A 24736-nucleotide genomic window follows, 5' to 3' on the forward strand; every position below is an offset into this window, starting at 1 on the left:
GGAGAGATTTCATGGCATTATGGGGCGGACGTTTTTCTACGGGTCCAGATGAGGCGTTTAAACAATTTAACGACTCACTTCCGTTCGATTATCAGTTAGCAGAGCAAGATATTATTGGCTCTGTGGCATGGGCAGGTGCGCTTGAGCAAGTAAATGTACTTACAAGCGATGAGCACACCAAGTTGGTTGCAGCACTAAATGAACTGCTTGAAGAAGTAAAAGCAGATCCACAAGCAGTGGCAACCTCAGGTGCAGAAGACATTCACTCGCACGTAGAAGCTGCACTAATCGAAAAAGTAGGTGATTTAGCTAAAAAGCTACACACAGGCCGAAGCCGTAATGATCAAGTAGCCACTGACTTTAGATTATGGTGCCGTGATACTGCCGATCATTTGCTTGGTGCTATTGCTGCACTAAAAGCTGAGTTTGTGGCGTTAGCTGAGCGCGAGCTGGGCACTATATTGCCAGGCTATACGCATTTACAACGTGCTCAACCTGTATTGTTTAGCCATTGGTGTATGGCTTATGTAGAAATGCTAGAGCGTGATGAAAGCCGCTTGCAAGATGCCAAAGCGCGTTTTAATTTTTGCCCTCTAGGGAGTGGCGCACTAGCAGGTACTGCCTACCCAATTGATCGCCAAGCTTTGGCGCAAGGCCTAGGCTTTACTGGCGCAACTAAAAACAGCCTTGATGGCGTATCTGACCGTGATTTTGTAGTAGAGCTTTTAAGCTGTGCCTCTATTTCGATGATTCACTTATCACGTATGGCTGAAGATTTAATATTTTATAATTCTGGTGAGGCCGGATTTATAGAGCTTGCTGATAATGTTACCTCTGGCTCATCGTTAATGCCGCAGAAAAAGAACCCTGATGCACTAGAGCTTATTCGTGGTAAAACGGGCCGTGTATTTGGCGCGTTTAGTGCCATGATGATGACCTTAAAAGCACTCCCTCTTGCGTACAATAAAGATATGCAAGAAGACAAAGAAGGCCTTTTTGACGCCATGCCAACTTGGCTTGCCTGTATTCACATGGCGCAAGCGTGTATTAAAGGCGTAAAAGTAAACGGCGATAAAACGCTTGCAGCGGCAAAAGGTGGCCATGCTAATGCAACAGAGCTTGCAGACTACTTAGTAGCTAAAGGTGTGCCATTTAGAGAAGGCCACCACATTGTGGGTGTACTTGTGCAGCTTGCTATAAGCGAAGGTAAAACCTTAGAGGAGCTTTCGCTTGAGCAGTACAAATCGGTTAATGACGTGTTTGAAGATGACGTTTACCCAGTACTTGAAATAGATGCCTGTATTAAAGCACGTCAAGCGCTTGGCGGTACATCTATTGAACAAGTTACTAAAGCGGTTAAAGAAGCCAAAAAAAAACAGCAAATAACGGTTCGTGATGCAAATTTAGATGATGTTGAAGATATTGCTAGGCTGATACAGCACTGGGCTACGGTAGGTGAAAACTTGCCGCGTGCTAAAAGCGACATGGTGCATTCAATTAACGAATTTGCAGTAACAGAAATAGACGGCAAAGTGTCGGGATGTGCATCGTTATACATTTACGACACGGGGCTTGCTGAAATACGCTCTTTAGGCATAGATCCACAAAGCGCGGTAACTGGGCAGGGTAGGCAGCTTGTAGAGCACTTATTAGCAAAAGCCAAAAAATTGGCGCTTAATCGCGTTATTGTATTAACCCGTGTGCCGGATTTTTTTGAACAGCAACGTTTTACTTTTTGTAGTAAAGAATCGTTACCAGAGAAGGTAATGAAAGATTGCGAACTTTGCCTTCGTAAAGAAAACTGTGACGAAGTAGCAATGGAATATATTTTAAAGCCAAGTACACGTGCGGAGATCCCGTGTAAATACGTGGCTTAAATTCCTGGATATAAAAAACGTACGGTTACCCCTGTGCGTTTTTTTATGTGTATAATGAACTGGTCAGATGAGCTCGGTGTTAGCTAGGGTTTTAGATTTAGTTTTAATAAATAGTTGTAGGTAGCATGTATTTTTAATATGTCAAAAAATGTTGGCACATTGGTTGCTTTGTATAAGTCAGATAGCAAAATAGCTATCACTGCTTAAAACAGGTAATGCAATTACCTACATGATGGTGTGATTAAAAGTTGCGCCAAATAATATTAAAACTTATACAAGGATCAATCACATGCAAGTTTCAGCTAATAGCCAATTACAAATGCAAGCATACAATAAAACACAACAATTACAGCCTGCAACGGAACAAACTGCTAGCCCTAAAACCCTACAATCTGATACAGTAAGTTTCTCTCAAGAGGCGATGAGTGCTGCGAGTGCGGAACTCCAGCGTGGTGGAGTTGTTTACCTCCCACCTGTAAAACCTAAGTAATACAAATGGTGTTCAATGTTTTTGACTGACTTTTTTGGTATGTTTTCGCTTTCAGCCTTCTCAACTTGGGGGTTTTTGATGGCGTTTCTTTTTAATGTATTTATTTTTTCATTACAATTAAAAAGAGATACTACTCTATTTATCAGTTCATTTGTAATGATGGCTTCTTATTCCATCTCGTATTATTATTTCACTTGGTTTTCTTTTCAAAGCTCAGTTTACGTAGATTGGGCTTTATATGATTATGCTACAGTAGCAACTTTGGGGTTAGTTTACTTCTTCATAAAAAAGACGACTACATCTTTTTTATATCTCATATCTGGTTTGATAATTAATTCAGTTTTCAGTTTATTAATGCACTTGGATATATATATATTAGGGAATAGGGAATCATGGGTTTTCTGGAATATTTATACTTTTACAGTCAATATTATTGATTTAACTATGATTGTTGCATTAATAGTAGATAGAGACTTTCTCGGACTTCATAAATTGAAGGCTCTAATCAGCAACTTTCTTATAAGTAAGCACAAAGTATTAAAGAGTAAGTTGCTTTAATACTGTATATCCTACCTTTGAGTATCTTTGCTTTAATCTCTAATTTCGATTTCGCTTATATATTAAGCGCTATTGTGCAGTGGGGGTTTCTCATGGCCTTTTTATACTCATTAGTATCTTCAATAAATAACCCCTTTAAAGGCTTTGTTGTACTTTCGAGTATTATGGCGATAGGTTATTTGTCTTGGATATTTACAAACTTTCAAACGGTTACTTATTTAGATTTTGCCCTTTTAGATATCGCTATTTTAGTTGCTGTGTATGTAACTCAGCGTTATTTTATTAAAGAGAAAACGACAGCTTATGTCTACTTAATCATCGGCCTTAGCGTTAACACCTTTTTAGCCCTATGCATGTATCTAGATACCAATATTCTATATAATTACACCTACTGGTGGTTTTGGCGCTTTTATTCATCGGCTGTTATGTTTTCTGATTTGTGTATGATTGCCGTACTAATCATTAATAGAGACTTTTTAGGCTTAATTAAGCTTAAAAGGTGGCTTTTGCAGCTAGCGTTTTAAAGTCGAGTTATTCATACGTTTATGGCGATGAAAGTTTTTTTAGTTTTAATAAGTAAAATACTAAGCTAGGTGCTGAGTTAATGGTGTTGTTTATTATTTTTGAGGTGCTTATTATTAGCGTTTACTTTTAAGATGGATATCATGTCTTTTTTATTAGATGTGAGAATTGCACATATAATCGGTGTGGTATTGCAATGGGGGTTCCTCATGGCATTTTTATATTCTTTAGTCTCATCTATCAATTCACACTTTAAAGCGTTAGTTATACTTTCATCGATTATGGCTATTTCGTATTTTCCAGGTGTTTTGTTCAATTACCAAACTATTACTTACCTTGATCTCGCTATTTTAGACGCTATCACCATTGTGGTTTTAATTATTGCCCAATACTTTTATATTAAAGAGAAAACGGTTGCATTTATGTATCTTATGCTTGGGCTGAGTATCAACATGTGCTTTGCTCTAGGTATGTATTTAGACTCTTATATTTTACATAATTACACCTATTGGTGGTTTTGGGGATTGTATTCATCAGTGGTGGCCATTTCTGATCTGAGTATGATTTTAGTGCTGTTTATCAATAGAGATTTTTTAAAAATTATTTATTTAAAAAACCTTATTTACTCGTTCTTTGCTAAGAAACCGCAATAGTGAATAATGTTCTAATCCCCCCTGAAGTGTCAGTTTATATCGGTGTGTTAGTGCAGTGGGGGTTTTTAATGGCCTTTTTATATTCACTAACAACTAGCATTAACAATCCAAAAAAACAGGCTGTATGGCTATCTTTAGTTATGGCCATATCTTATTGCTTTAGTTTCTTTATTGATATTTATGATATTACCTACATAGAGTTATTTTGCTATGACGTAGTCACTTTGTTTTTTATTTTTTTTCTGCGATATTACTTACCTGAAAAACACATATCTACTTACTTATTATTTGGCTTGAGCATCAATTCGTTATTATTTTTAGCTATGCACATAGATGTGTTTGTACGTGGTAATTACGAACCGTGGTGGTTTTGGTCTTTTTATACGGTTGTTATTAATATTATGGATATCATCATGGTTAGTATTTTGTTCATTAAAAAGGATTTTTTAATGTTAGTGCATGCTACTGATAAGTTGGTAAGCGGTGTTATGAGATTGAAGCAAAGTGGCTGATATTTTGTGGGATTTAGTCTCAATTAGAGACTATGTGGGTATTTTCATTACCTGGCTGTTCGTTTTTGCATTTTTATATAACTTATCTGCAAGTATAAATACTTCTCAAAAAGCGAATGTGTACTTATCTTTGATTATGATGATCTCTTATAGCTCTAGCACTCTCTTCGATACAGTTACTGTATCGCACTTATATTATTTTTATTTTGACATTGTTACTTTAGGAGTCATTTTTTTCTATAAACGCATTAGTAATGAAGCTATGCCTGTATCTTTATATTATGTCATTGCAGGCTTAAGTATTAATGCGTGTTTGTTTTTAGCGATGCATTACGATATCGAAGTGCGTGGCACATTGTATTATTGGTGGTTTTGGAATGTTTATGTGTTTGGCATGTATTTTACTGATTTATTAATGCCGGTGGTTTTAGTTGTTAATAAAGATATCTTAGGTTTAGTAAAGCTAAGTAATTATTTAACTACAAAGTTGAAGCGTTTCCGATATGCATAACCTATTATGGGCGATGGCTGACCTTTATGATTACATAACCATTTTAATTACATGGCTGTTTGTTTTTGCATTTTTATATTGCTTATCTACAAGCATAAATAAGTCAGATAAAAGCTTAGCCCAAATATCATTTATTATGATTGCTTCATATACATCAAGTATGGTTATGGACCCGCAAACAGCCACACCTCACTTAAACCTGTTTTTATTTGATGCAGTTACCATAATCGCTTTGATGATATGGATGATTTTTTTATCGAAAGCTAAACCGATCGCTTTTTATTATTTAATCGTGGGGCTTAGTTTTAATGCGTTTGTATTTTACGGTATGCATTACGATAGTATCGTTCTTGGTAATATAGAGTATTGGTGGTTTTGGGGGCTTTATGGTATTGGGCAGCTTACAAGTGACTTAGTAATGGCATTGGTTTTATTTATAAACAAAGATATTTTAGGCTTGGTAAAGCTTAAACGCGCTTTATTTAACCGCAATGAATTACAAGCTATGGCTAAAAAGTAGTTAGGTATATTAGCGCACCAAAGTGCGCTAATTGTGTTTTTTTAGCTTGCGTCGCAGCCTAACTTTTGTTTTAAAGCATCCACTACAAGTGGGCTTACAAATTCGCTCACATCGCCATTATGGCGGGCAACTTCTTTTACCAAGGTTGAAGATATAAACGAGTTGCGCTCAGAAGGTGTTAAAAACACGCTTTCTAAATCTGGATTTAGGCGGCGGTTCATATTTGCGAGCTGAAATTCGTAATCAAAATCAGATACCGCTCTAATACCGCGAATAAGCACATCAGCTTTATGATCAAAAGCTAAATCGGCTAGTAAGCCTGAAAAGCCAATCACTTTTACATTACTTAAATGCCCTAAAATAGTGTTGGCTAAATCAACTCGCTCATCGAGACTAAAGCACGGCTTTTTTGAAGGGTTATGAGCAATAGCAACAATAACCGTGCTAAACATTTTAGCTGCGCGCTGAATTAGGTCGGTGTGGCCGTTGGTTAACGGGTCGAATGTACCAGGATAGATTGCCGTAACGTTCATAGATTTCACTAACTATTATTTTTTTAGTAGTCTATCAGTGTTTGTTCTACAAATCAGCCTAGGAGCTCAGGTTGAGCTTTTATGTTTGATATTTAATCAGTAAAAGTGCTTTAAATGCGTTACCATTTTTTAGAGTGTAATTACGCTGCTTAGGCTTTGCGTTAGCTAACAGCACCACATTAATGCAAATGCCTGCGTGCAGCATAATCTGACCCTCGTTTTTAAAATAGTAAATTATGATGGTATTTAAACCTGCCTGATTTGTTTATACTGCAAGGCTGATATTTAGTGTAATGTAGTTTATAAGTTAATTTGAGTCGTCGCATATGAATACTAAGGATAAAATAATACACACCAGTATTTCGTTATTTAATGAACATGGTGAGCGTGCAATATCAACCAATCATATTGCATCACATTTAGGGATGAGCCCGGGTAATCTTTACTATCATTTTAAAAATAAAGAAGACATTATCCGACATATTTTTGCGCTTTACAGCGAGCATTTACATACTCATTTTAAACCCATTGAAGCAAACGATGATGCCTTTGATCATTTAACTGCTTATTTAGATTCATTATTTGAGCTAATGTGGCGCTATCATTTTTTTTACGACAACTTAGGCGACATCCTCTCAAGGGATGAAAGCTTAAAACAAGCCTACATTGGTTTTCAGTCAACTTTATTAGAGCAGGTTCGCCAAGTTATTTTAGGCCTGCGCGATAACGAAATGATTGCCATAGAAGAGCAAGATGCGCTTGAACTTGCTCATACTCTTAAGCTAACCGTTAGTTTTTGGACTCCGTATATTAAAGCGCGTAGGCTCAGTGGTAATTTAGCCGAGCAAGATATTTATCATGGCATTTTAAAAGTATTAGCATTATTTAGGGCTTACAGCACCGAAAAAAGCATACTTAAAATGAATCAGTTACGTGAAAAATACACCCAACTTGCAGAGCAAGCGCCAGCGCTTGCCTAACTGCTGTTAGTTGGTTAGTTCCTAGACGCAAAAATTTTTGCTATAATCGCGCGCCCAATGCCTGGGAGCGCGAATTCCCGCAGTCTAAGAGTGAACTATGCTTAAATTTATCGTCAAACTACATCCTGAAATTGCCATTAAAAGCCGTTCGGTACGTAAACGCTTTACTAAAGTGTTAGAAAATAACATTAAAATTGTATTGCGCCGTGTTGACGAAAAAGTACAAGTAAGAAACAACTGGGATAATATTTCTGTTGTAACTAAGCTTGATGATGCACAAACACGCCTAGACTTTATCGATAGCTTGCAGCGCATTCCTGGTATTGTGCAATTTATTGAAGTGACCGAAACTGATTTCACAACGCTTGACGATATCTATAAAAAAACCATAGACCTAGTAGGGCACACCATTGTTGGTAAAACGTTTTGTGTACGCGCAAAGCGTATTGGTCAACACGACTTTACTTCTACCGATTTAGAGCGTTACGTGGGTGGTGGTTTAAACCAGCACGTTGAAGGCGCGCGCGTTAAGTTAAGCCGCCCAGAAGTAACTATTCGCTTAGAAGTAAAAGACGATAAAGCCTACATAGTTACGCAAACTCACCTAGGTATGGCAGGCTTTCCACTACCAACACAAGAAGACGTGCTTTCGTTAATGTCAGGCGGCTTTGACTCAGGTGTAGCAAGTTATCAGATGATCCGTAAAGGTGCTCGCACGCACTTTTTATTCTTTAATTTAGGTGGCGCAGCACACGAAATTGGTGTTAAACAAGCCAGCTACTATTTATGGAAAAAATTTAGCTCTACTCATAAAGTTAAATTTATCACGGTTGATTTTGAACCGGTTGTTGCCGAAATTTTAGAGAACGTTGAAAACAGCCAAATGGGTGTTGTGCTAAAACGCATGATGATGCGTGCTGGCAGCCAAGTAGCCGAAAAATTAAATATTCAAGCCTTGGTAACTGGTGAGAGTATAGGTCAGGTTTCTAGCCAAACCTTAGCTAATTTAAGTGTAATTGACCGCGTAACAGAAACCCTGATTTTGCGCCCACTTATTCAGCACGACAAACAAGAAATTATAAATATTGCACGTAAAATTGGCACCGCAGAAATGGCCGAAACCATGCCTGAGTACTGTGGCGTAATATCTAAAAAGCCAACGGTTAAAGCTAAACTTGACGTTATTAAAGCCGAAGAAGAAAAGTTCGACTTTGATGTGCTTAATACTGTTGTTGAAAACGCTCGCATTATGGATGTGCGTGATATAGACGTAGAAGCTAAGCAAGAACTTAAAGAAGCTGAGTCGGTAGTTGATTTACCAGCGGGTGCAGTGGTTGTTGATATTCGCTCACCAGAGGAAGAGGATGCAGCGCCGCTTGAGATTGACGGTATAGATGTAGTGCATTTACCGTTTTTCCGCTTAGCGACTAAATTTGGTGATCTGCCAAAAGATAAGGATTACTACCTGTATTGTGAAAGAGGGGTTATGAGCCAGTTACAGGCGCTTATTCTTCATGAAGCAGGCTTTACGGGTGTAAAAGTTTATCGCCCGTAAAGGTTAACCGTAATTTAGAGCGTGGTTTATACCACGCTTTTTTTTGCCTTAATTTTAGCAAGTAGGGCATCGTTTAGCGGGGTGCTGATATTTAATCGCTTACCTTGTTGGCTAATATAGCCACAAATGGCGTCTATTTCGGTTTGTCGGTTATGCGCTACGTCTTGATGCATTGAAGAGTAGTTTTCAGCGGTTAGCATCATTACGTTATAAGCGTTGTTAAGTGCATCAGCCAGCTTAATATCAAGCTTTAAAGCCTGGGCTATTTGGCATGCCTCAGTTAATAAATTAAAGATAATGCTATTAAAATAAGGGGCACGTAACTGACCATTTTTAATATCATACAATGCGCTTAATGGGTTAATGGCAATATTTACTAATAGTTTTTCAAATCGTAGCTGCTCAATATTAGTAGTGTAGCTAAGCTGCGGCACGTTTTGCAATTGCTCACACATTGCTTGGCGATAACTGTGCGCGCAAGGGTTGCAGGCACCTAATACGCTTTTACCTTCACCGGTGTGCTGTACTATAAAGTCGTTTGTTTTAAAGCCAGCCATGCTGGTGGTTAAAAAGTACAACGCTTGTTGCTTATCGAGTTGCTCATTGAGTGTTTCAACATTACCCATACCGTTGTGCGATACAATAAGTACACTACTTGGCGATAAAAAGGGTTTAATTTGCGTAAAGGCCGATTGCACCTGAAAAGCCTTTACTGCAAAAATAACAATATCAAACGCGGGCTGTTCATTAATTTGCTTAAGTGTAATAAACCGTGCATTAATTTTTTGCGAAGGCTGTTTTGCTTTGCAATAAAAGCGTGTATTTGCAGTGGCTTTGCGTGTTAACACATGAACAGTGTGAGCTTTAGATAAAAAATGGCTTAGCAATAAACCAATAGCGCCGTCGCCAATAATAAGAATATTAGCCATAAGGGTTCTTTTTTCGAGGAGTAAAAATGGTTCTTAGTAAAAAGTACGTGGCCGCACCGGCAAAATCAGCAACAAAATCACCTAATGAGGCCTGCCTGTAAGGAAGCGCATCTTGCATTATTTCTATTGCTGCACCGTAGCCCGCAAGCAAAAGTACTTGCGTGTACAGCGGTAACTTAAAGGCTTTATCCATAATGATGGCAAGTATAAAAAAAATCCCAAAGTGGGCAACTTTATCAACATGTGGAAATAAGTTCGTAACGCCGCCTTTTATTTCTTTGGCAAATAAGAGGGTAAACACCACAATACTAATCAAAAAAACTGCTTGGTAAACACGCCTTGTCACGATAAATCCTAAAACCGCTTAAAAAAGAGGCTGCAGTATATCAAACTAAATTAGTATCGCACCTGAACAACTGGCAGAAAAATGTAAAGATTTATAATTTTAGCGTTATAATCGGCGCATAAATTTAGATTTAATAGTTAGGAGAACCCAATGCCTTCATTTGATATCGTATCAGAAGTAGAAATGAACGAAGCTAAAAATGCAGTAGATAACGCCAACCGTGAGCTAGAAACGCGCTTTGACTTTAGAGGTGTTGACGCATCAATTGAGCTAAACGACAAAACAATTAAACTAAAAGCTGAAGCTGACTCACAAGTTATGCAATTGTTTGATATTTTAGCAGGTAAAATTTCTAAGCGTGGTATGGACGTAGCAAGCTTGGAGCTGCAAGACATCACTCGTGCTGGTAAAAACGTGTTTCGTAATGTTGCACTTAAACAAGGCATTGAGAAAGACATGGCTAAAAAAGTAGTTAAAGCCATTAAAGACTCAAAAGTAAAAGTACAAGCTGCTATTCAAGGTGAAGAAGTACGTGTAACGGGTAAAAAGCGTGACGATTTACAAGCCGCTATGCAAGTCGTTCGCACTGCAGATTTAGGTCAGCCTTTCCAGTTTAAAAACTTTCGCGATTAATTAGCTAAGTGTCTTTAGTGTTTTAAAGTGAAAATTTAAATGTGTGGTTATTAAATATATTAGCCACACATTTTACCCCGCCCTAATTACAGCCTTTACTTACTCGCAAGCCTAAACCCCTTTTACCTGTGTAAAATTAGTACACTGTTATTCCATACTCTTTTAACGTTATTTAAATGCATTATTAAACCTGCTTATCACGCAGTTGCGTATATTAGGCTATTCTTAATATCAATATTACTTAATAGCGACTGTTAAAGGCTTTAAATGCTTAAGTTTTTTGTTTTTATAATTATTATTGCGAGCAGTAAGTTTAGCTTTGCCAAGCCAATAAATGTAGATGTGTTGGTAGAGGACGGTTACTTTCCAATTATTATTAATGCTGAAAAAGAGCAAGGGGTAGCGCCTGAGTTTGTAAAAATACTCAATGACTCTCAAAGCGAATATAAATTTACTCTTAACTCTTTGCCTGTAAAAAGGCTCAAAAAGTGGGTCGAATGGGGGGAATTCGACATGTTATTTTTAATGGCTATGCAATGGGTGCCTGAGGTAGCAAGAAGTGCCTTACAGGAAACGAGCTTTTATGTTATTGCAAAAAATGAGTTGTATACGCTGGCACAAAACGCCCAAAAGCAAAGCTATTTCGATGACTTACATGCTTTAACAAAAGCGGGGGTATTGGGGTATTCCTATCGTTTTGCTGATTTTATAACCGATGCACAATATTTAAGTGATGAACACCAAGTTAGTTTAACAATCGATGAGTTTAACGTTGTTAAAATGCTGCTATTAAAGCGTGCCGATGTTGGGGTGTTAAATAACATAGCTTATCAATACTTTAAAAAGAACAACATTTTTAATATGAACCTGCTTTATAAGAGTAATACCCCAGATGCTATATACGATACTCATTTTTTAGTTAATCCTGTGCGCAGTAAAATTACGGTAAAACAAATGGATAAGCTTTTAAATTCGTCTGCAATAAAACCTAAAATCACAGCGCTTTTAAGTTCATACGGCGTAACATCCAGCTTTACTGAAAATAAATAATATAACCTTTAGCTATATAGACGTCCGTTGACATTTGTAAACAAACTGCTCACAATAACCGCCTATTTTCAAGGTGCTTGCTGGTTGCTAAATACAGGGTTTAAAGTATTAAAACTAACAGCGAGATAATCGGGAAGTTGGTGCGCCTTTATAACAAAAGCAATCCCAACACTGCCCCCGCAACGGTAAAGTATTAACGCATTTATGTGTTTACTGAGTCCGGAGACCGGCCTTGAAGTAATCTTACTTACTTAAATCTTTGCGGTGGGCAAAGATAGGGAACATCATGCTAAATAAAACAACTCTTGGCGTTGCTATCTCGGCTGCGCTGTCTTTTTCTGTATCTGCTGCACAAAGCCCAATTGAAAAAATCACTGTTACCGCTAATAAATTTGAACAATCAATAAATAATGTTTTAGCGAGCGTTAATGTAATTGAACGCGCCGAAATAGATGCAAGCAATGTACGCGATTTACCAACCTTACTAAGCACACAAGTGGGTTTTCAAATTAATCCTAATGGTGGTTTTGGGCAAACAGCGGGTGTGTCATTACGTGGTACAGGTTCTGGCGATACGCTAATTTTAATTGATGGTGTACGCACGGGCTCAGCCACGCTAGGACAAAAAGCATTAAGTAACGTGCCGCTAAATAGTATTGAGCGAATCGAGATCATAAAAGGCTCGCGTGCAGCTGTGTATGGCTCAGATGCATTAGCTGGGGTTATTAATATAATAACGCGTGAAGCGAGCAATGTATCACTTGATGCCACATTTGGCTCTAACGCTTATCAAAACTATCAACTTGCAGGTTCAGTAAAATCAGATGAAGTGGTTAGCGCATTTAATGCAGGCTTTGAAAAAACCGATGGTTTTGATGCATTACAAGGTATAGCGCCCGATGACGACAGCTATGAAAATAAAAACGTAGGCTTTAAAGTAAACTATGCAGATGCACATTACGGTAACTTTAAGCTACTAGGCCAGTACAGCGAAGGCTACGCGGATTACGATAGCAGCTTTAGCCCGGCTACGAGCACGGTTGAAAGAGGGGACTTTAAAAACTATCAACTGTCGGCGCAGTGGAGCAAAAACTACACTAACCAATCTCATGCTATAGATGTTGCTTTTGCAACCGATGATTCTGACAGCACATATGTGGACTTTTTTACCGGCGGGCCATTAACCAGTACATTTATTACTAAGCGCTCGCAAGTAGATTACAGCGGCCAATACCGCTTAACAAATGCGCTTAATATTAGCGGCGGCGTTAATTGGTATAACGATGATGTATCGCACAGCTCGCAAGCATTTGATGAGGATAGCCGCGATGTATTAGCAGTGTTTGTTGGGGCTTATTACGACACCGACACTGTGCTTGCCAATTTAACTCTTCGCCAAGACGACGATGAACAGTTTGGTGATGAAACAACCTATACTGCGGCGGCTGGTTATCATTTATCTGAAAATTCAACATTTAGAATTAGTCAAAGCACAGGTTTTAAAGCGCCAACATTTAACGATTTATACTACCCAAATTTTGGTAATCCAGATCTCCAACCTGAAAAATCAATAAACCGCGAGCTTGGTGTAAATGTTAATTTTGACAGTGCACAAGTCGATTTTGCAATTTTTAGAAACGACATCGAAGATAAAATTGATTACGATGAAAACTTTGCGTTAGCTAATATAAACGAAGCTCGCTACGAAGGGGTTGAGTTTAGCCTTACACAACAAATTTTAGGGTTTGATAGCCACTTAAATTTTGCATATTTAAGTGCCGAAAACAAAGAAACCGGCGATGAGCTACGCAATGTTGCCAAGCGCACTGTTAATTGGGAACTCGCAAAGCAATTTGGTGATTTTGATGCTCGCATTGATATGCAATACCGCAGTGATCGCGAGGGTGCAGTAACGCGCCTAGGGTCGTATACACTTTGGAACCTAGCGGGTAACTATCATGTAAACGATAATATTGAGCTGTCGCTGCGTGTAGAGAACCTATTTGACAGAGATTACAATGTGGTTGACTCAAGAGCTGACTTTACAAGCGGTGACGTATATTACTACAACACCCCAGAGCGCCGCTTTTTTGCAGGTGCAAGCTATCAGTTTTAATAGCGTTTTTTAATATACAAAAGCCCGATTTATATCGGGCTTTTTAATGTGTATTTATACCAATTCGCATTAATACTTAATCATTTTCAGGGGCTAAATGTGTCGCTATCTGCGTTAAAAAATTCTCATTTAGAACAACTAAATAGCGAATTTTTTGCCTTGCTATCAACACGTTTATCCATCCTCAAAATAGATCACTTAATTATGCGGATTGGTATTAGAATTATTTTAACAACGAAAATTAGCTAGTTAGCTAAGAATTCTTTAAATAAAGTTTCAAACTTGTGCAATTTAGGCGCTATTAAAATACTACAGTAACCCTGCTGTGGGTTTTCGTTGTAGTAATCTTGATGATAATGCTCAGCTGGGTAATATATGGTAGCAGGACTAACCTCTGTCACTATTGGCTCGCTAATATGGTTTTGTAACTGGGCTATCATCTCATTGGTTTGATTTAATTGTGCATCGTTGTGGTAATAAACAACACTTCTATACTGTGTGCCAATATCGTTACCTTGGCGATTTAATTGCGTGGCATCGTGTAACGTAAAAAACATGCTAAGCAGTGTTTCAAAGCTTACTACAGCGCTGTCAAATTCCAGTTGCACAACCTCAGCATGGCCTGTTGTACCAGAGCAGACCGATTTATACGTGGGGTTGTCGGTATGGCCGCCGGTGTAACCTGAGCATACGTTTAGTACACCTTTTACTCGTCTGAATGCAGCGTCTATACACCAAAAACAGCCTCCACCAAATGTTGCTAGTTGTGTTGATGTGCTCATTAGTTGTCCTAATTATGTATGTTACAGTATTAAGGCGAGCATAAATTGAATACGCCGTAACAGCAAGTTACGGCGCAGTGTAAGCTCAGTTAAATTTCTTCGCTGTCTTTTAACGGGTGAGAGTCGGCTTGCTTATTTAATTTTTGCTGTAAAAATTCTGGCGACTGTGTGTTGCGGGCTAGGGCATAATACGCCGCAGGCACAACATAAAGCGTTAGCAATGTTGATACAATAACCCCTGTAAATACCACCACACCAATTACCATGCGGCTCTCTGCGCCTGGGCCTGATGCCAATACTAAAGGCACTGCGCTCATTACCGTAGTCAGAGAGGTCATTATTATTGGGCGTAGGCGCTGAGTGGCCGCTTGCAAAATAGCCTCGCTAAATTCTACGCCTTTATCGCGCAGTTGGTTGGTAAATTCGACTATTAAAATACCATTTTTAGCGCTTAAACCTATCAGCATTACAATACCAATTTGGCTATAAATATTAAGCGTTAAGCCGGTTGCCCATAGGCCAAACATGGCGCCCATTAGGCCAAGCGGTACCGTTAGCATAATGACAAACGGGTGCATAAAACTTTCAAATTGTGCAGCTAAAACTAAAAAGGTCACAGTCAGGGCAAGCACAAATACATAGGTCATGGCCGATGCGCCTTCGTAATATAATTGTGATTCACCCTTATAATCTACAGCGCCGTCAATGTCGTTTTCTTCTGCAGCTACTTTGTTTAAAAAGTTAAGTGCTTGTTCAAGTGTATAACCGTCCGCAAGGTTAGCGCTTAGTGTGATGGCACGCATTCGGTTATAACGATTTAAGCGCGATGCTGTGGCCTCTTCTTTTAAGCTTATAAGGCTATCTAGCGGGACCAGCTCACCACTGCGTGATTTAAGGTAAATATTTGAAATATCAGTAGGATTTGTAAAGTCTTGTTTAGTGCCCTTTAAAATTACATCGTATTCTTCACCACGGTCAATAAAGGTGGTAACACGGCGCTGTCCTAGCATGGTTTCAAGCGTGGTGCCTACATCTGATACCGACACACCTAAATCAGCGGCTTTGTTTTTATCTATGCTGACTAAAAATTGTGGAAAGGTTTCTTTATAGTCGTGATCGATTCTTACCAAGCCTGGATTTTTTTCTGCGCGCTCTATAATGCGGTCGCGCCAATCAGCAAGTTGCTCGTAATCGTTACCTTGTAGTACAAACTCAATGGGGCGAGAAGAGCCACCACCGCCAATACCACGGCGCATAATAGCAAAGGCACGTACATCTGTTACTTCGGTCATTTTGGCGCTTATTTCGTCCATAACTTCCCAGGTAGAGCGCTTGCGCTTATCCCAATCGGCCATACCAACGATAGCAACACCGCCACTGCCGCCCCAGCCCGGTACGCGCACTAAAACACGGCTTAATTCGCCAGCTTCTGAGTAAGGAAGCAGGCGCTCTTCTATTTTGGCCATGTTGGCAGCGTTATTTTCATAACTTGCGCCTTCAGGGCCGCTCATCATAATAAAAAAGGTACCGCGGTCTTCTTTTGGCGTAAGCTCAGAGGGCACTTGCAAAAACAACGAGTAGCTAACAAAACCAGCAAGTACTAGGCTTATCATTAAGCCCCATTTTTTGGTCATATTTGAGGTAAGCGATTGGCGGTAACTGTTTTCAACTTTGCTAAAAACACGGTCCATCCATTGGCTAAATTTACTTTCTTTTTCTGACGCTTTTAAAACTTTAGAGCACAGCGCAGGCGAGAGCGTAAGGGCAGTAATACTAGAGAAAAACACCGCGGCACTTACAGCCATTGCAAACTCTGTAAACAAAGCGCCAATTCGTCCATCCATAAATACTAAAGGTACAAACACCGAAATAAGCACAAGCGTTGTCGCAATAATTGCAAAGCCTACTTCGCGGGCACCTCTAAAGGCCGCTAATAAAGGTGGCTCGCCAAGCTCAATACGACGGTGAATATTTTCAAGCATTACAATGGCGTCATCTACGACCAAACCAATCGCTAATACCAGCGCAAGTAAGGTTAATAAGTTGATTGAATAACCCATGGCAAGTAAAAACATAAAGCTGCCAACAAGTGCTACAGGCACAGTAACGGCGGGGATAAGCGTAGCGCGAATATTACCTAAAAAGATAAATATTATTAACACCACTAACCCCATAGAAATGGCAAGCGTGCTATATACTTCGTTGATTGACTCTTTAATAAAAATAGACGAATCGTAGCTGTCTTGAATAGTGGTGCCCTCTGGCAAATTACGTTTTATTTTTTCAAGTTCACTGCGGGCGTTGTCTACCACTGTTAAGGTGTTTGCTTTAGCTTGCTTTACTATGCCAAGGCCAATCATGTTACGGCCGTTACCACGGAACAGGCTTTCATCGTCGGCGGCTTCTAAATGTACATCGGCAACTTCACCTAAACGCACAAGGTAGCCGTCTTCACCGCGTTTAATAACTAAGTTTTGAAAATCACGTTGGTCTTTATAGCTACGCGCTGTACGTACGGTAAAGTCGCGGTCGATAGACTCAATTTCACCTGCTGGAAGCTCTACGTTTTCGCTGCGTAGGGTGTTTTCGATATCACTCGAAGTGATCCCACGAGCGGCCATGGCTTGGCGGTTTAGCCAAATTTTCATGGCGTATTGGCGCTCACCACCAATACGTACATTTGAAACGCCATCTACAACGGCTAATCGGTCAACAATAAAGCGCTGTGCATAATCGCTCAATTGCAGCGAGTTCATGGTTTCACTGTTAAGTACAAACCAAGCAATAGGGCTCTCGTCGCTGTTTGACTTAGATACCTCTGGTGGGCGCACTTGCTCTGGTAGGTTATCTAGTGCGCGGGCTACTCGCTCTCGTACATCGTTTGAGGCTGCGTCAATATCACGGCTTATATCAAACTCAATAACGATATTAGAGCGCCCATTTCTGCTTGAAGAATTAATACTTTTAATGCCTTCAATACCCGATATCCGGTTTTCTAATATTTGCGTTATTTTTGTCTCGACTATTTCTGCCGAAGCACCAGTGTAGTCAGTACTAATACTGACAATAGGAGTTTCAATATCTGGGTATTCTCTAAGTGGTAGCATCGAAAAAGCCACCAAGCCAAATGTTAGCAGTAGTAAGTTAATTACTATGGCAAAAACAGGGCGTTTAACACTCGTATCTGTAATTTTCACCGATTAACCCTCAACACTTACTTTGCTACCAGGGCGAATTTTAATAATGCCTTCGGTAATCACTTGCTCGCCATCGCTAAGGCCTTCATCAATCGCTACCCAGCCGTTATTTCTGCCAGCAACATGTACTTCTACCTTATTGGCAATACCCTCTTTTACTTGATATACAAAATGTTTATCTTGCAGTGGGATCACGGCTTTTTCTGGCACCATAAGCGCCTGATTACTACTAAGCTCCAGAGCGGTGTTTAAAAGCATACCAGGGCGTAATAGCCCGGATTTATTAGCAAAGCTTGCGGTTACTTCAACACTGCGAGTAATCGAGTCGATACGAGAACTAATATGGGTCACTTTGCCGGTAAAAGTGCGCCCTGGGTAGGCATCGTTTTGAGTATGTACTTTCATGCCTAGGTTAAGTTGAGATAAATATTTTTCAGGGACTTTAAAGTCAACTTTTATAATACTAATATCATCAAGCGTTGTAATAATTGTATCGCTACTTACATAAGCACCAACCGACACTTCTCGTTTGCCTAATAAGCCAGAAAACGGCGCGGTAATTAGCATTTCATCAAGTTTGGTTTTAGCGCTTTCTAGCTGAGCTTGCGTGGCATCTACGCGAGAAAGCTGCTCTTCTAATAATGATTTAGCGGTAGATTGCGTACGAGAAAGCTCAGTAAGGCGGCTTAACTGACGTTTTTCTTCTTTTAAGTTAATGCCTAGCTCTTTTACAGCGTATTGTTCTTGCTGATTTTGCAGCTGCACAAGGCGTTGGCCTTTACTTACTAAGTCGCCATCTTCAAAATATATGTGTGTAACATAATCGCTTTGTGCGCTTTTTATATAAATTGCTTGGTTTGCGCGTGCACTGCCTATGGCTTCAATCATAACGATGTTTTCTTGAGACGATACCGTATGAGCCATTACCTGTGTGGGTGTATCACTTGAATTAGATTGTTCGCCATGGCTAGATGGCAAATATAAGTACACACTTAAAATAACAAGAAGCGTAATTAAAAATGGAAAAAGAGCTTTACCTGACTGTTTTGAATACATCGTTTTCATACCTGAAAATAAATTGTAAGTATTGTACGAAATAAGACCGTGAAAAGGCGGTTATGTGTCTCATAAATTTGTGCGTTAGGCGTAAAAATTTATGAGACTAATTACTTGTTCCCATTTAACACTAAAATTATGATAAAACGATGAAGCAACCACCGCAGTGTAAAACCTGTTTAACAATGAGAAAAATAATACTTTGGGGTATTGTTATGTTTTTATTTTATATGGCTTTTTACCAATATGGGTAAGCCAAGTTCAATAATAAAATACAGGGCGCAAGGGGCGCGCAATGGCATTGAAGTACTTACTGTAGGCAGCGTAGGTTTAGTATTTATTATGCTGTTTAATTTACTGCGCCCGGGTGAAATTAGCTTAATAGAAATTTTTTTAGTAAGCATGTGCATAGCTGCTATTTTTATTGGTTTTTTAAAAACACAGGAACCTTATTACAGTTTAGTGCTTAGCGAGTCCTTACTTGTGTATCAGCATAAGTATGGCCAGTGGCAGTTACATGTTAGTAACTTACACCACAGCGGTATTCCTAAGGTGGCTGACGGCCTTGAACACCTTGAATTAAACGCAGTAGGTTTAAAACTTAATGATATGGACGAATTTTTAAGCGCTATACACCCACGCATTGCCGGAAAACTACTGATAGAGCAGCGTAATTTATTTATGCAAGCTGTTCAAAAACATTGCAAAAATGGCAATTGCCCATCAGAATGGTTAATAGAAGAGACACAATACACCTCACCTAAAGGATTTAGCTATACTGGACTTATAGCTATGTTTGCTAACAGAGCCAAGCACCTTGAGTTGTTAACGGGATATAACTTACTGTTACCCGCAAGTGTATTAGAGACAGACATTTGGTCGTTCAGTGCCGATTTAAATAAATGGAAACGCGCACCTGAACGGTTTATAGCATCGCAAGTTGGACACTAAATGCGATAGTAGGAAAAATAATGAGCCAAGAAAGATCTTTTATAAAGAGTGGTCGCAATACCATCATCCATAAAGATAAAAAGCTTGATCTAGTCATTGTTAATGCAGAGCAGCACCCACGTATAAGGGTAACTCAAAATGGTTTGGAGCCATTTAAAGAGGATCTACCTAAAAACCGGCGTGATGCCAAAGAGCGTTACCTTGAAATTGTTAATGTAAGTAGCGCTGATATTTTTGGTGAAGAAAAACAGCTGTTGTTTATTCAGGCGCTTGATGGGCGTGAATACAAAGTAGATTACTCAAAAATAGGCACTAAGCTGTTTGTGCGTATTCATCAAGATACGTATATGTAATACCAATCCGCAATACTGCTTAATCATTTTGAGAGGCTAAACGTGTTAAAAAATTTTCATTTAGAACAACTGAATAGCGAATTTTTTGCCTAGCTACCAACACGTTTTCAAGCCTCAAAATAGAACACTTAATTAAGCGAATTGGTATAACTCTAAATGGCATCTTTATTGCTAGTGATTACACTATAGTAATTATTTGACATTATAGGTGCGTTTTATGAAAGCATTTGCTTTTACTCCTCTTATATCTTGTTTTTTATTGGCTGCCTGTGGCGGTGGAGGCGGCGGTAGTGAAGACTCTGCTGTTGAAACCTCGGTTAATGCCGGAACCGATCTTCAAGTTGTAGAAAAAACAGAGTTTAAAATCACTGCACAAGGCTCACCAGATGACGGTACCTTTACTTGGCAGCGCGTTAGCGGCCCATCTGTGGACGGCTTCCCGCTTGAAGGTGCAGAGCAAACAATTACTGCGCCCGATGTTAAAGCCGACAGTGAACTTGTACTATCTGTAAGCTATCAAACGGATAACGGCAGCTTAGTTAGTGACAACGTGAGCATATTTATTACCTCAAGTAATCAATTACCGCTTGCTGTTGTTAGTCAAACAGCCCCAGAAACACTGCCTTCAACCTATAACGACACCGTAACGTTAAGCGCTGAAGAGTCGAGCGACCCTGATGAAAATGGCCAAATTAATAGCTATCAGTGGCAATTAATTTCAGGCCCTGATTTAGATGTAACCGACTTTGACAACTCTACGGTAAGTTTTAGCCACCCGCTGCTTGAATCAAATACTAATTTAATATGGCAATTAAGCGTTACCGACGACGAGGGCGGCGAGGCAAGTACTGAATACAGTATGACATTAAATAAAACAGACGAGCTGGTTGTGGCCAATGCCGGAGATGACCAAAACGTTGAAGAATTTGAGGAAGTGACCTTAGATGCAAGTGAAAGTGACACCCTAACAGATACGTTTTCATGTAGCTGGCAACAATTAACGGGCAATGCCGAAACGCTGGCAAATACTAGCCAATGTACCACGACATTTTTTGCCTCCGACGTTGATTTAGATACCACGTTGAGCTTTGAAGTCACTGTTACTGATTCTAAAGGGCGCACTGACACCGATACCGTATTTATTGACGTATCACCAAAAGCATTAGGGTTAATTAACGACAGTGGCCTAGGCGAGTGTTATAACAATACCCAGCGTATCAATTGCCAAAGTAGTGACTTTCCGGGTCAAGATGCAGAGCTTGGTCGAGACAGCTTTGCCAACCAACTCGATAAAGCAGGCCAAGGTAACCTTGCGTTTGACTACACTAAGCTAAATCAGTTTGCTGATGAAGTAGCGGATGATAGTGACGACTTTACTTGTATACGCGACAACGTAACGGGGCTTGTATGGGAAGTGAAAAGTGTAGAGTCAGGTACATTACCTAATACCACCTTACGCGATGGCCAAAATCATTACTTTTGGGATTTAGGCACGACAACCTTTACCGATACCAGTACCGCTAATACCACCTGTCCAGATGATACAAGCTGTGGTGTGCAAACCTATATAAATGAAGTGAACGACTTAGATTTTTGCGGCGGTACCAATTGGCGCTTACCAACTTACACTGAGCTGTTGAGCTTAATAGATTATGGCAAGCAGGGCGAAAACGTATTAATTGATGAAGCGTTTTTTCCAAATATGCCAGAAGCAGGCGCTATAGATGATGTGAATTTACCGTACTGGACATCACAAACTGCAGCCGATGGTACTAGCTTATCGCAAGCGTACATTATCGATATGAGCAACGGGAATGACTTAGCCTACCCGAAAGAAAAATACGCGTATGTACGTTTAGTCAGAAGCCGATAGGAGAAAATCATGAAAACATGCTTACTATTTTCAATGGCTGTATTTAGCGCAAGCTTTCAACTAGTCGCAGCGCAAACGTGTTACGACGGGGCGGATACAACAACACCAACCACTCGCTTCACCCTTAATGACGATGGCACAGTGTTAGATACAGAAACAGGCCTAATGTGGCAACGTTGTAGCTACGGACAAGTTTACGATAGCGACACTGAAACATGTACAGGCTCTTCTCCGTCACTTAATTGGCAAGAAGCACTCAGAGGCGCAGAAAACGACACCACTGCCGATTACGACGATTGGCAGGTGCCTAATATTAAAGAGCTTGCCAGTATTTTAGAGCACAGCTGCACCGAGCCAAGTATTAACGAAGAGGTGTTTTTAGGCACTAAATTGCAAAACTACTGGAGTAATACCTCAGGGGTAAGCACGATGAGCTCAGCATGGGTTTACCAGTTTGATAGCGGGCTTAATAGCTTACATGCTAAAACCAGTGACGTGTATTTACGTTTAGTGCGTTACGAAAACTAAGTAAAATAAAATAGCCAAGCACTTAGCTTTAATACAAAAGCGCCGCTAAATTTAGCGGCGCTTTTTTGTTTTACATAAATTTACGTTATTTCAATAATAAAGCGCATACAACGTTGTTACTTTGTCGTTTTTTTTGCCATTATAGGCCGAGTTTTAATGACGAAGGAACATTGCGGTGTATTTAAGCTACTTTGGCTTGAGCGAAAAGCCATTTTCGATCTCGCCCAACCCCCATTATTTATTTTTAAGCGAACGCCACAAAGAGGCACTTGCCCACTTAACCTATGGTTTAGGCGAAGATGGCGGGTTTGTATTGCTAACCGGCGAAGTGGGAACAGGCAAAACCACCATTACCCGCAGTATGTTAGAGCAACTGCCAAAGAACACTCAAGTTGCAATGATCCATAATCCGGCGCTGTCGGAGCTTGAGCTTTTGGCCAGTATTTGTGATGAGCTAAACATTACTTACGATGCCCAAAATGCCACCCTTAAAAGTTTAACCGACATTATTAAGCAGCACCTAGAGGCTAATAACAAAGCGGGCGGGCACACAATTTTAATTATTGATGAAGCGCAGCTCCTTGCCCCCGATGTGCTTGAGCAATTACGACTATTAACTAACATAGAAACTGATCATAAAAAACTGCTACAAATAGTCTTAGTGGGTCAACCAGAGCTTCAGGCATTATTAAAACGTACTGAGCTTAGGCAGTTAGCGCAGCGAATTACAGCACGGTATCATTTATTACCGCTCACCCAAGGGCAAACAGTTGCGTATATAAAGCATCGTTTACATATTGCCGGGTGTGATAAAGGCGTGTTTTCGCTCGATGCGATGCAAGCTGTACATCAGTTAACTGGCGGCATTCCACGCTTAATGAATTTAGTCTGTGAGCGCGCGTTAGTCGGGGCTTTTTCTAAGCAGCAGCTCATTGTTGATAGTGATATTATAAAACAATCAGCCCAAGAATCACTGCCTATGGATTTTGTGGCTGCGCAGAATAATGCGCCTAAATCCACTGGCCGTGTTTATTATTACTTAGCATTTGCTGCTTTGTTTGCAGTAGGTGTTGGCATGTCGTTTATTATATAGTTAGGTAATTTATGTCTTATTTATTAGATGCATTAAAGCAATCTCAACAAGCAGATATGAGCGCCGAGCAATATGATTTGCAGTCAGCGCAGTTAAAGCAGCAGCAAGCACTTACGCGCTATAAAAAAATGGTGTGGCTACTTGGCGGCGCAATTGCAGCATTTATTGCCATAGCGGGTGGCTTTACAGCAGGTAAGTGGTTTCAAAGCAGCGCACTTTTAAAAACAAGCCAGCCGGTTGACGTTGTTAGCACTGATAGCAAAAAACAAAAACAAGCAGTAACAGATGAGCCAGCTACAGCGCAAAATAAAGCCGCAAAGCCTGTAACATCACCTTCTTCAGAGGCTGAAAAAAATAGTAATAAAGCAACGATTGAAGGGCAGTTGGTGTATGTACAAACACCTACCGGGGTACAAAAAATGTTGCTTACCCCACAAGGGCAGTATATCCCTATTAATGATAATCCGGCGCAGCAGCAACCAGGTTACAATGTGCAAACACCTATAAATGCTAACGGATATAATCAAAATGCGTTTAATCAGCAAACTTACAATGCACAGCTACCTAATACGCAAAGCTATAATCCACTTGCTTATAATGCACACGGCCAAAACACGCAATTTATGCAGCCGCAAGCACAAAATACAAGCTCAGCAGGTTTAGATATGAGCAAGTACAAAGTGCTTGGAAAACCACTGAATGGTGAAAATACCCCAAGCACGCAAGCGCCGCAAAGTAGCCCGGAGCTTGATGCTGTACCGAGTAAATTAAAAGATGCCTTTGCACAAGCGATAAAAGACTCGGAGCAAGAACAAGATTACGAAGTAACGCAGGCCTCACGCAGTTCATCTCGAGTTAAACCGGTTGAGCTATTACCAGATGGTTTACAAGCCATGCTACCAAGCATTAAATACCAAGCACATATATACTCTTCAAGTGCAGATAAACGCTGGATAAAGCTTAATGGCAGAGAGCTACACGAAGGGGAGAGCATAGGGGCACTAACAGTGCGCGAAATTACCCCAGAGCAAAGTGTACTTGATTTTGATGGTTATGAATTCAGTATTAAAGCTTTGCAGGATTGGCCGCAATAAAGCGCAGCTAATAAAGTAAAGCCG

General features: G+C 39.9%; 24 protein-coding genes and 1 riboswitch. Of the genes, 18 read left to right on the forward strand and 6 right to left on the reverse strand.

From position 1 onward, the window contains the following. The first annotated feature begins 11 nt into the window (after nt 1–11). From argH to VOI46_RS04040, 7 genes are all read left to right on the forward strand, one after another. Complete coding sequence (gene argH, locus VOI46_RS04010) at nt 12–1877, forward strand: argininosuccinate lyase (RefSeq protein ID WP_004588531.1); 1866 nt, start codon at nt 12–14, stop codon at nt 1875–1877. A 289-nt stretch (nt 1878–2166) separates the two neighbouring features. Then, nucleotides 2167–2367: a hypothetical protein gene (locus tag VOI46_RS04015; RefSeq protein ID WP_004588530.1), complete on the forward strand. Its 201-nt coding sequence runs from the start codon at nt 2167–2169 to the stop codon at nt 2365–2367. A 650-nt stretch (nt 2368–3017) separates the two neighbouring features. Then, complete coding sequence (locus VOI46_RS04020; protein ID WP_004588528.1) at nt 3018–3449, forward strand: hypothetical protein; 432 nt, start codon at nt 3018–3020, stop codon at nt 3447–3449. A gap of 141 nt (nt 3450–3590) precedes the next feature. Continuing rightward, the gene (locus tag VOI46_RS04025; protein ID WP_232424005.1) at nt 3591–4100 is read left to right on the forward strand and encodes a hypothetical protein; all 510 of its coding nucleotides are present in this window, start codon (nt 3591–3593) and stop codon (nt 4098–4100) included. Beyond that, complete coding sequence (locus VOI46_RS04030) at nt 4100–4612, forward strand: hypothetical protein (protein WP_083901820.1); 513 nt, start codon at nt 4100–4102, stop codon at nt 4610–4612. Before VOI46_RS04025 ends, VOI46_RS04030 begins: the two co-directional genes overlap by 1 nt. Then, nucleotides 4605–5123 carry a hypothetical protein gene (locus VOI46_RS04035; RefSeq protein ID WP_138724992.1) on the forward strand — a complete coding sequence of 173 codons (519 nt, stop codon included), beginning with the start codon at nt 4605–4607 and terminating at the stop codon, nt 5121–5123. Before VOI46_RS04030 ends, VOI46_RS04035 begins: the two co-directional genes overlap by 8 nt. Further along, nucleotides 5116–5643: a hypothetical protein gene (locus VOI46_RS04040; RefSeq protein ID WP_004588524.1), complete on the forward strand. Its 528-nt coding sequence runs from the start codon at nt 5116–5118 to the stop codon at nt 5641–5643. Before VOI46_RS04035 ends, VOI46_RS04040 begins: the two co-directional genes overlap by 8 nt. A gap of 41 nt (nt 5644–5684) precedes the next feature. Here VOI46_RS04040 and coaD read toward each other — a convergent pair whose 3' ends face one another. Continuing rightward, complete coding sequence (coaD, locus tag VOI46_RS04045; protein ID WP_004588523.1) at nt 5685–6176, reverse strand: pantetheine-phosphate adenylyltransferase; 492 nt, start codon at nt 6174–6176, stop codon at nt 5685–5687. A gap of 326 nt (nt 6177–6502) precedes the next feature. Here coaD and VOI46_RS04050 point away from each other — a divergent pair, with 326 nt between their 5' ends. Both VOI46_RS04050 and thiI read left to right on the forward strand, forming a co-directional pair. Next, on the forward strand, nt 6503–7156 hold the full coding sequence (locus VOI46_RS04050) for a TetR/AcrR family transcriptional regulator (protein ID WP_004588522.1): 654 nt from the start codon (nt 6503–6505) through the stop codon (nt 7154–7156). A 97-nt stretch (nt 7157–7253) separates the two neighbouring features. After that, nucleotides 7254–8711 carry a tRNA uracil 4-sulfurtransferase ThiI gene (gene thiI, locus VOI46_RS04055; RefSeq protein WP_004588521.1) on the forward strand — a complete coding sequence of 486 codons (1458 nt, stop codon included), beginning with the start codon at nt 7254–7256 and terminating at the stop codon, nt 8709–8711. Nucleotides 8712–8737: 26 nt separating this feature from the next. Here the strand turns inward: thiI and VOI46_RS04060 are convergent, their stop codons facing one another. Both VOI46_RS04060 and VOI46_RS04065 read right to left on the reverse strand, forming a co-directional pair. Continuing rightward, a complete protein-coding gene (locus tag VOI46_RS04060) occupies nt 8738–9640 on the reverse strand; it encodes a ketopantoate reductase family protein (protein ID WP_004588520.1) in 903 nt (300 codons plus the stop codon). Further along, the gene (locus tag VOI46_RS04065) at nt 9633–9986 is read right to left on the reverse strand and encodes a VanZ family protein (protein ID WP_004588519.1); all 354 of its coding nucleotides are present in this window, start codon (nt 9984–9986) and stop codon (nt 9633–9635) included. The genes VOI46_RS04060 and VOI46_RS04065 overlap by 8 nt, the downstream gene beginning before the upstream one ends. A gap of 150 nt (nt 9987–10136) precedes the next feature. On the opposite strand from VOI46_RS04065, the gene VOI46_RS04070 reads away from it, so the two are divergent. From VOI46_RS04070 to VOI46_RS04080, 3 genes are all read left to right on the forward strand, one after another. Continuing rightward, nucleotides 10137–10619 carry a YajQ family cyclic di-GMP-binding protein gene (locus tag VOI46_RS04070; protein ID WP_004588518.1) on the forward strand — a complete coding sequence of 161 codons (483 nt, stop codon included), beginning with the start codon at nt 10137–10139 and terminating at the stop codon, nt 10617–10619. Nucleotides 10620–10886: 267 nt separating this feature from the next. Further along, nucleotides 10887–11669 carry a hypothetical protein gene (locus VOI46_RS04075; RefSeq protein WP_004588517.1) on the forward strand — a complete coding sequence of 261 codons (783 nt, stop codon included), beginning with the start codon at nt 10887–10889 and terminating at the stop codon, nt 11667–11669. Between the two features lie 86 nt (nt 11670–11755). Then, a riboswitch (cobalamin riboswitch) is annotated at nt 11756–11919 on the forward strand. 36 nt (nt 11920–11955) lie between these two features. After that, nucleotides 11956–13785: a TonB-dependent receptor gene (locus VOI46_RS04080; RefSeq protein WP_004588516.1), complete on the forward strand. Its 1830-nt coding sequence runs from the start codon at nt 11956–11958 to the stop codon at nt 13783–13785. 245 nt (nt 13786–14030) lie between these two features. On the opposite strand, the gene msrA is transcribed toward VOI46_RS04080, so the two are convergent. The 3 genes from msrA to VOI46_RS04095 form a co-directional block, all read right to left on the reverse strand. Beyond that, nucleotides 14031–14567 carry a peptide-methionine (S)-S-oxide reductase MsrA gene (msrA, locus tag VOI46_RS04085; RefSeq protein ID WP_004587180.1) on the reverse strand — a complete coding sequence of 179 codons (537 nt, stop codon included), beginning with the start codon at nt 14565–14567 and terminating at the stop codon, nt 14031–14033. 89 nt (nt 14568–14656) lie between these two features. Further along, on the reverse strand, nt 14657–17764 hold the full coding sequence (locus tag VOI46_RS04090) for an efflux RND transporter permease subunit (protein ID WP_004587179.1): 3108 nt from the start codon (nt 17762–17764) through the stop codon (nt 14657–14659). Between the two features lie 3 nt (nt 17765–17767). Beyond that, nucleotides 17768–18820 (reverse strand): efflux RND transporter periplasmic adaptor subunit, encoded by a 1053-nt coding sequence (locus tag VOI46_RS04095; protein WP_004587178.1) that lies wholly within the window; start codon nt 18818–18820, stop codon nt 17768–17770. A gap of 246 nt (nt 18821–19066) precedes the next feature. On the opposite strand from VOI46_RS04095, the gene VOI46_RS04100 reads away from it, so the two are divergent. The 6 genes from VOI46_RS04100 (at nt 19067) to VOI46_RS04125 (ending at nt 24712) form a co-directional block, all read left to right on the forward strand. Then, a complete protein-coding gene (locus VOI46_RS04100) occupies nt 19067–19771 on the forward strand; it encodes a DUF2982 domain-containing protein (protein ID WP_004587177.1) in 705 nt (234 codons plus the stop codon). 20 nt (nt 19772–19791) lie between these two features. Then, on the forward strand, nt 19792–20124 hold the full coding sequence (locus tag VOI46_RS04105; RefSeq protein ID WP_004587176.1) for a hypothetical protein: 333 nt from the start codon (nt 19792–19794) through the stop codon (nt 20122–20124). A 217-nt stretch (nt 20125–20341) separates the two neighbouring features. Then, complete coding sequence (locus VOI46_RS04110) at nt 20342–21997, forward strand: DUF1566 domain-containing protein (RefSeq protein WP_004587175.1); 1656 nt, start codon at nt 20342–20344, stop codon at nt 21995–21997. Nucleotides 21998–22006: 9 nt separating this feature from the next. Next, the gene (locus tag VOI46_RS04115; RefSeq protein WP_004587174.1) at nt 22007–22525 is read left to right on the forward strand and encodes a DUF1566 domain-containing protein; all 519 of its coding nucleotides are present in this window, start codon (nt 22007–22009) and stop codon (nt 22523–22525) included. Between the two features lie 175 nt (nt 22526–22700). Further along, complete coding sequence (locus VOI46_RS04120) at nt 22701–23618, forward strand: AAA family ATPase (protein ID WP_004587173.1); 918 nt, start codon at nt 22701–22703, stop codon at nt 23616–23618. 11 nt (nt 23619–23629) lie between these two features. Continuing rightward, nucleotides 23630–24712 (forward strand): general secretion pathway protein GspB, encoded by a 1083-nt coding sequence (locus tag VOI46_RS04125; protein WP_004587172.1) that lies wholly within the window; start codon nt 23630–23632, stop codon nt 24710–24712. The last annotated feature ends 24 nt before the right edge of the window (nt 24713–24736 follow it).

This window comes from Pseudoalteromonas sp. CuT4-3 (assembly GCF_035666335.1).
Classification (GTDB): Bacteria; Pseudomonadota; Gammaproteobacteria; order Enterobacterales; family Alteromonadaceae; genus Pseudoalteromonas; species Pseudoalteromonas atlantica.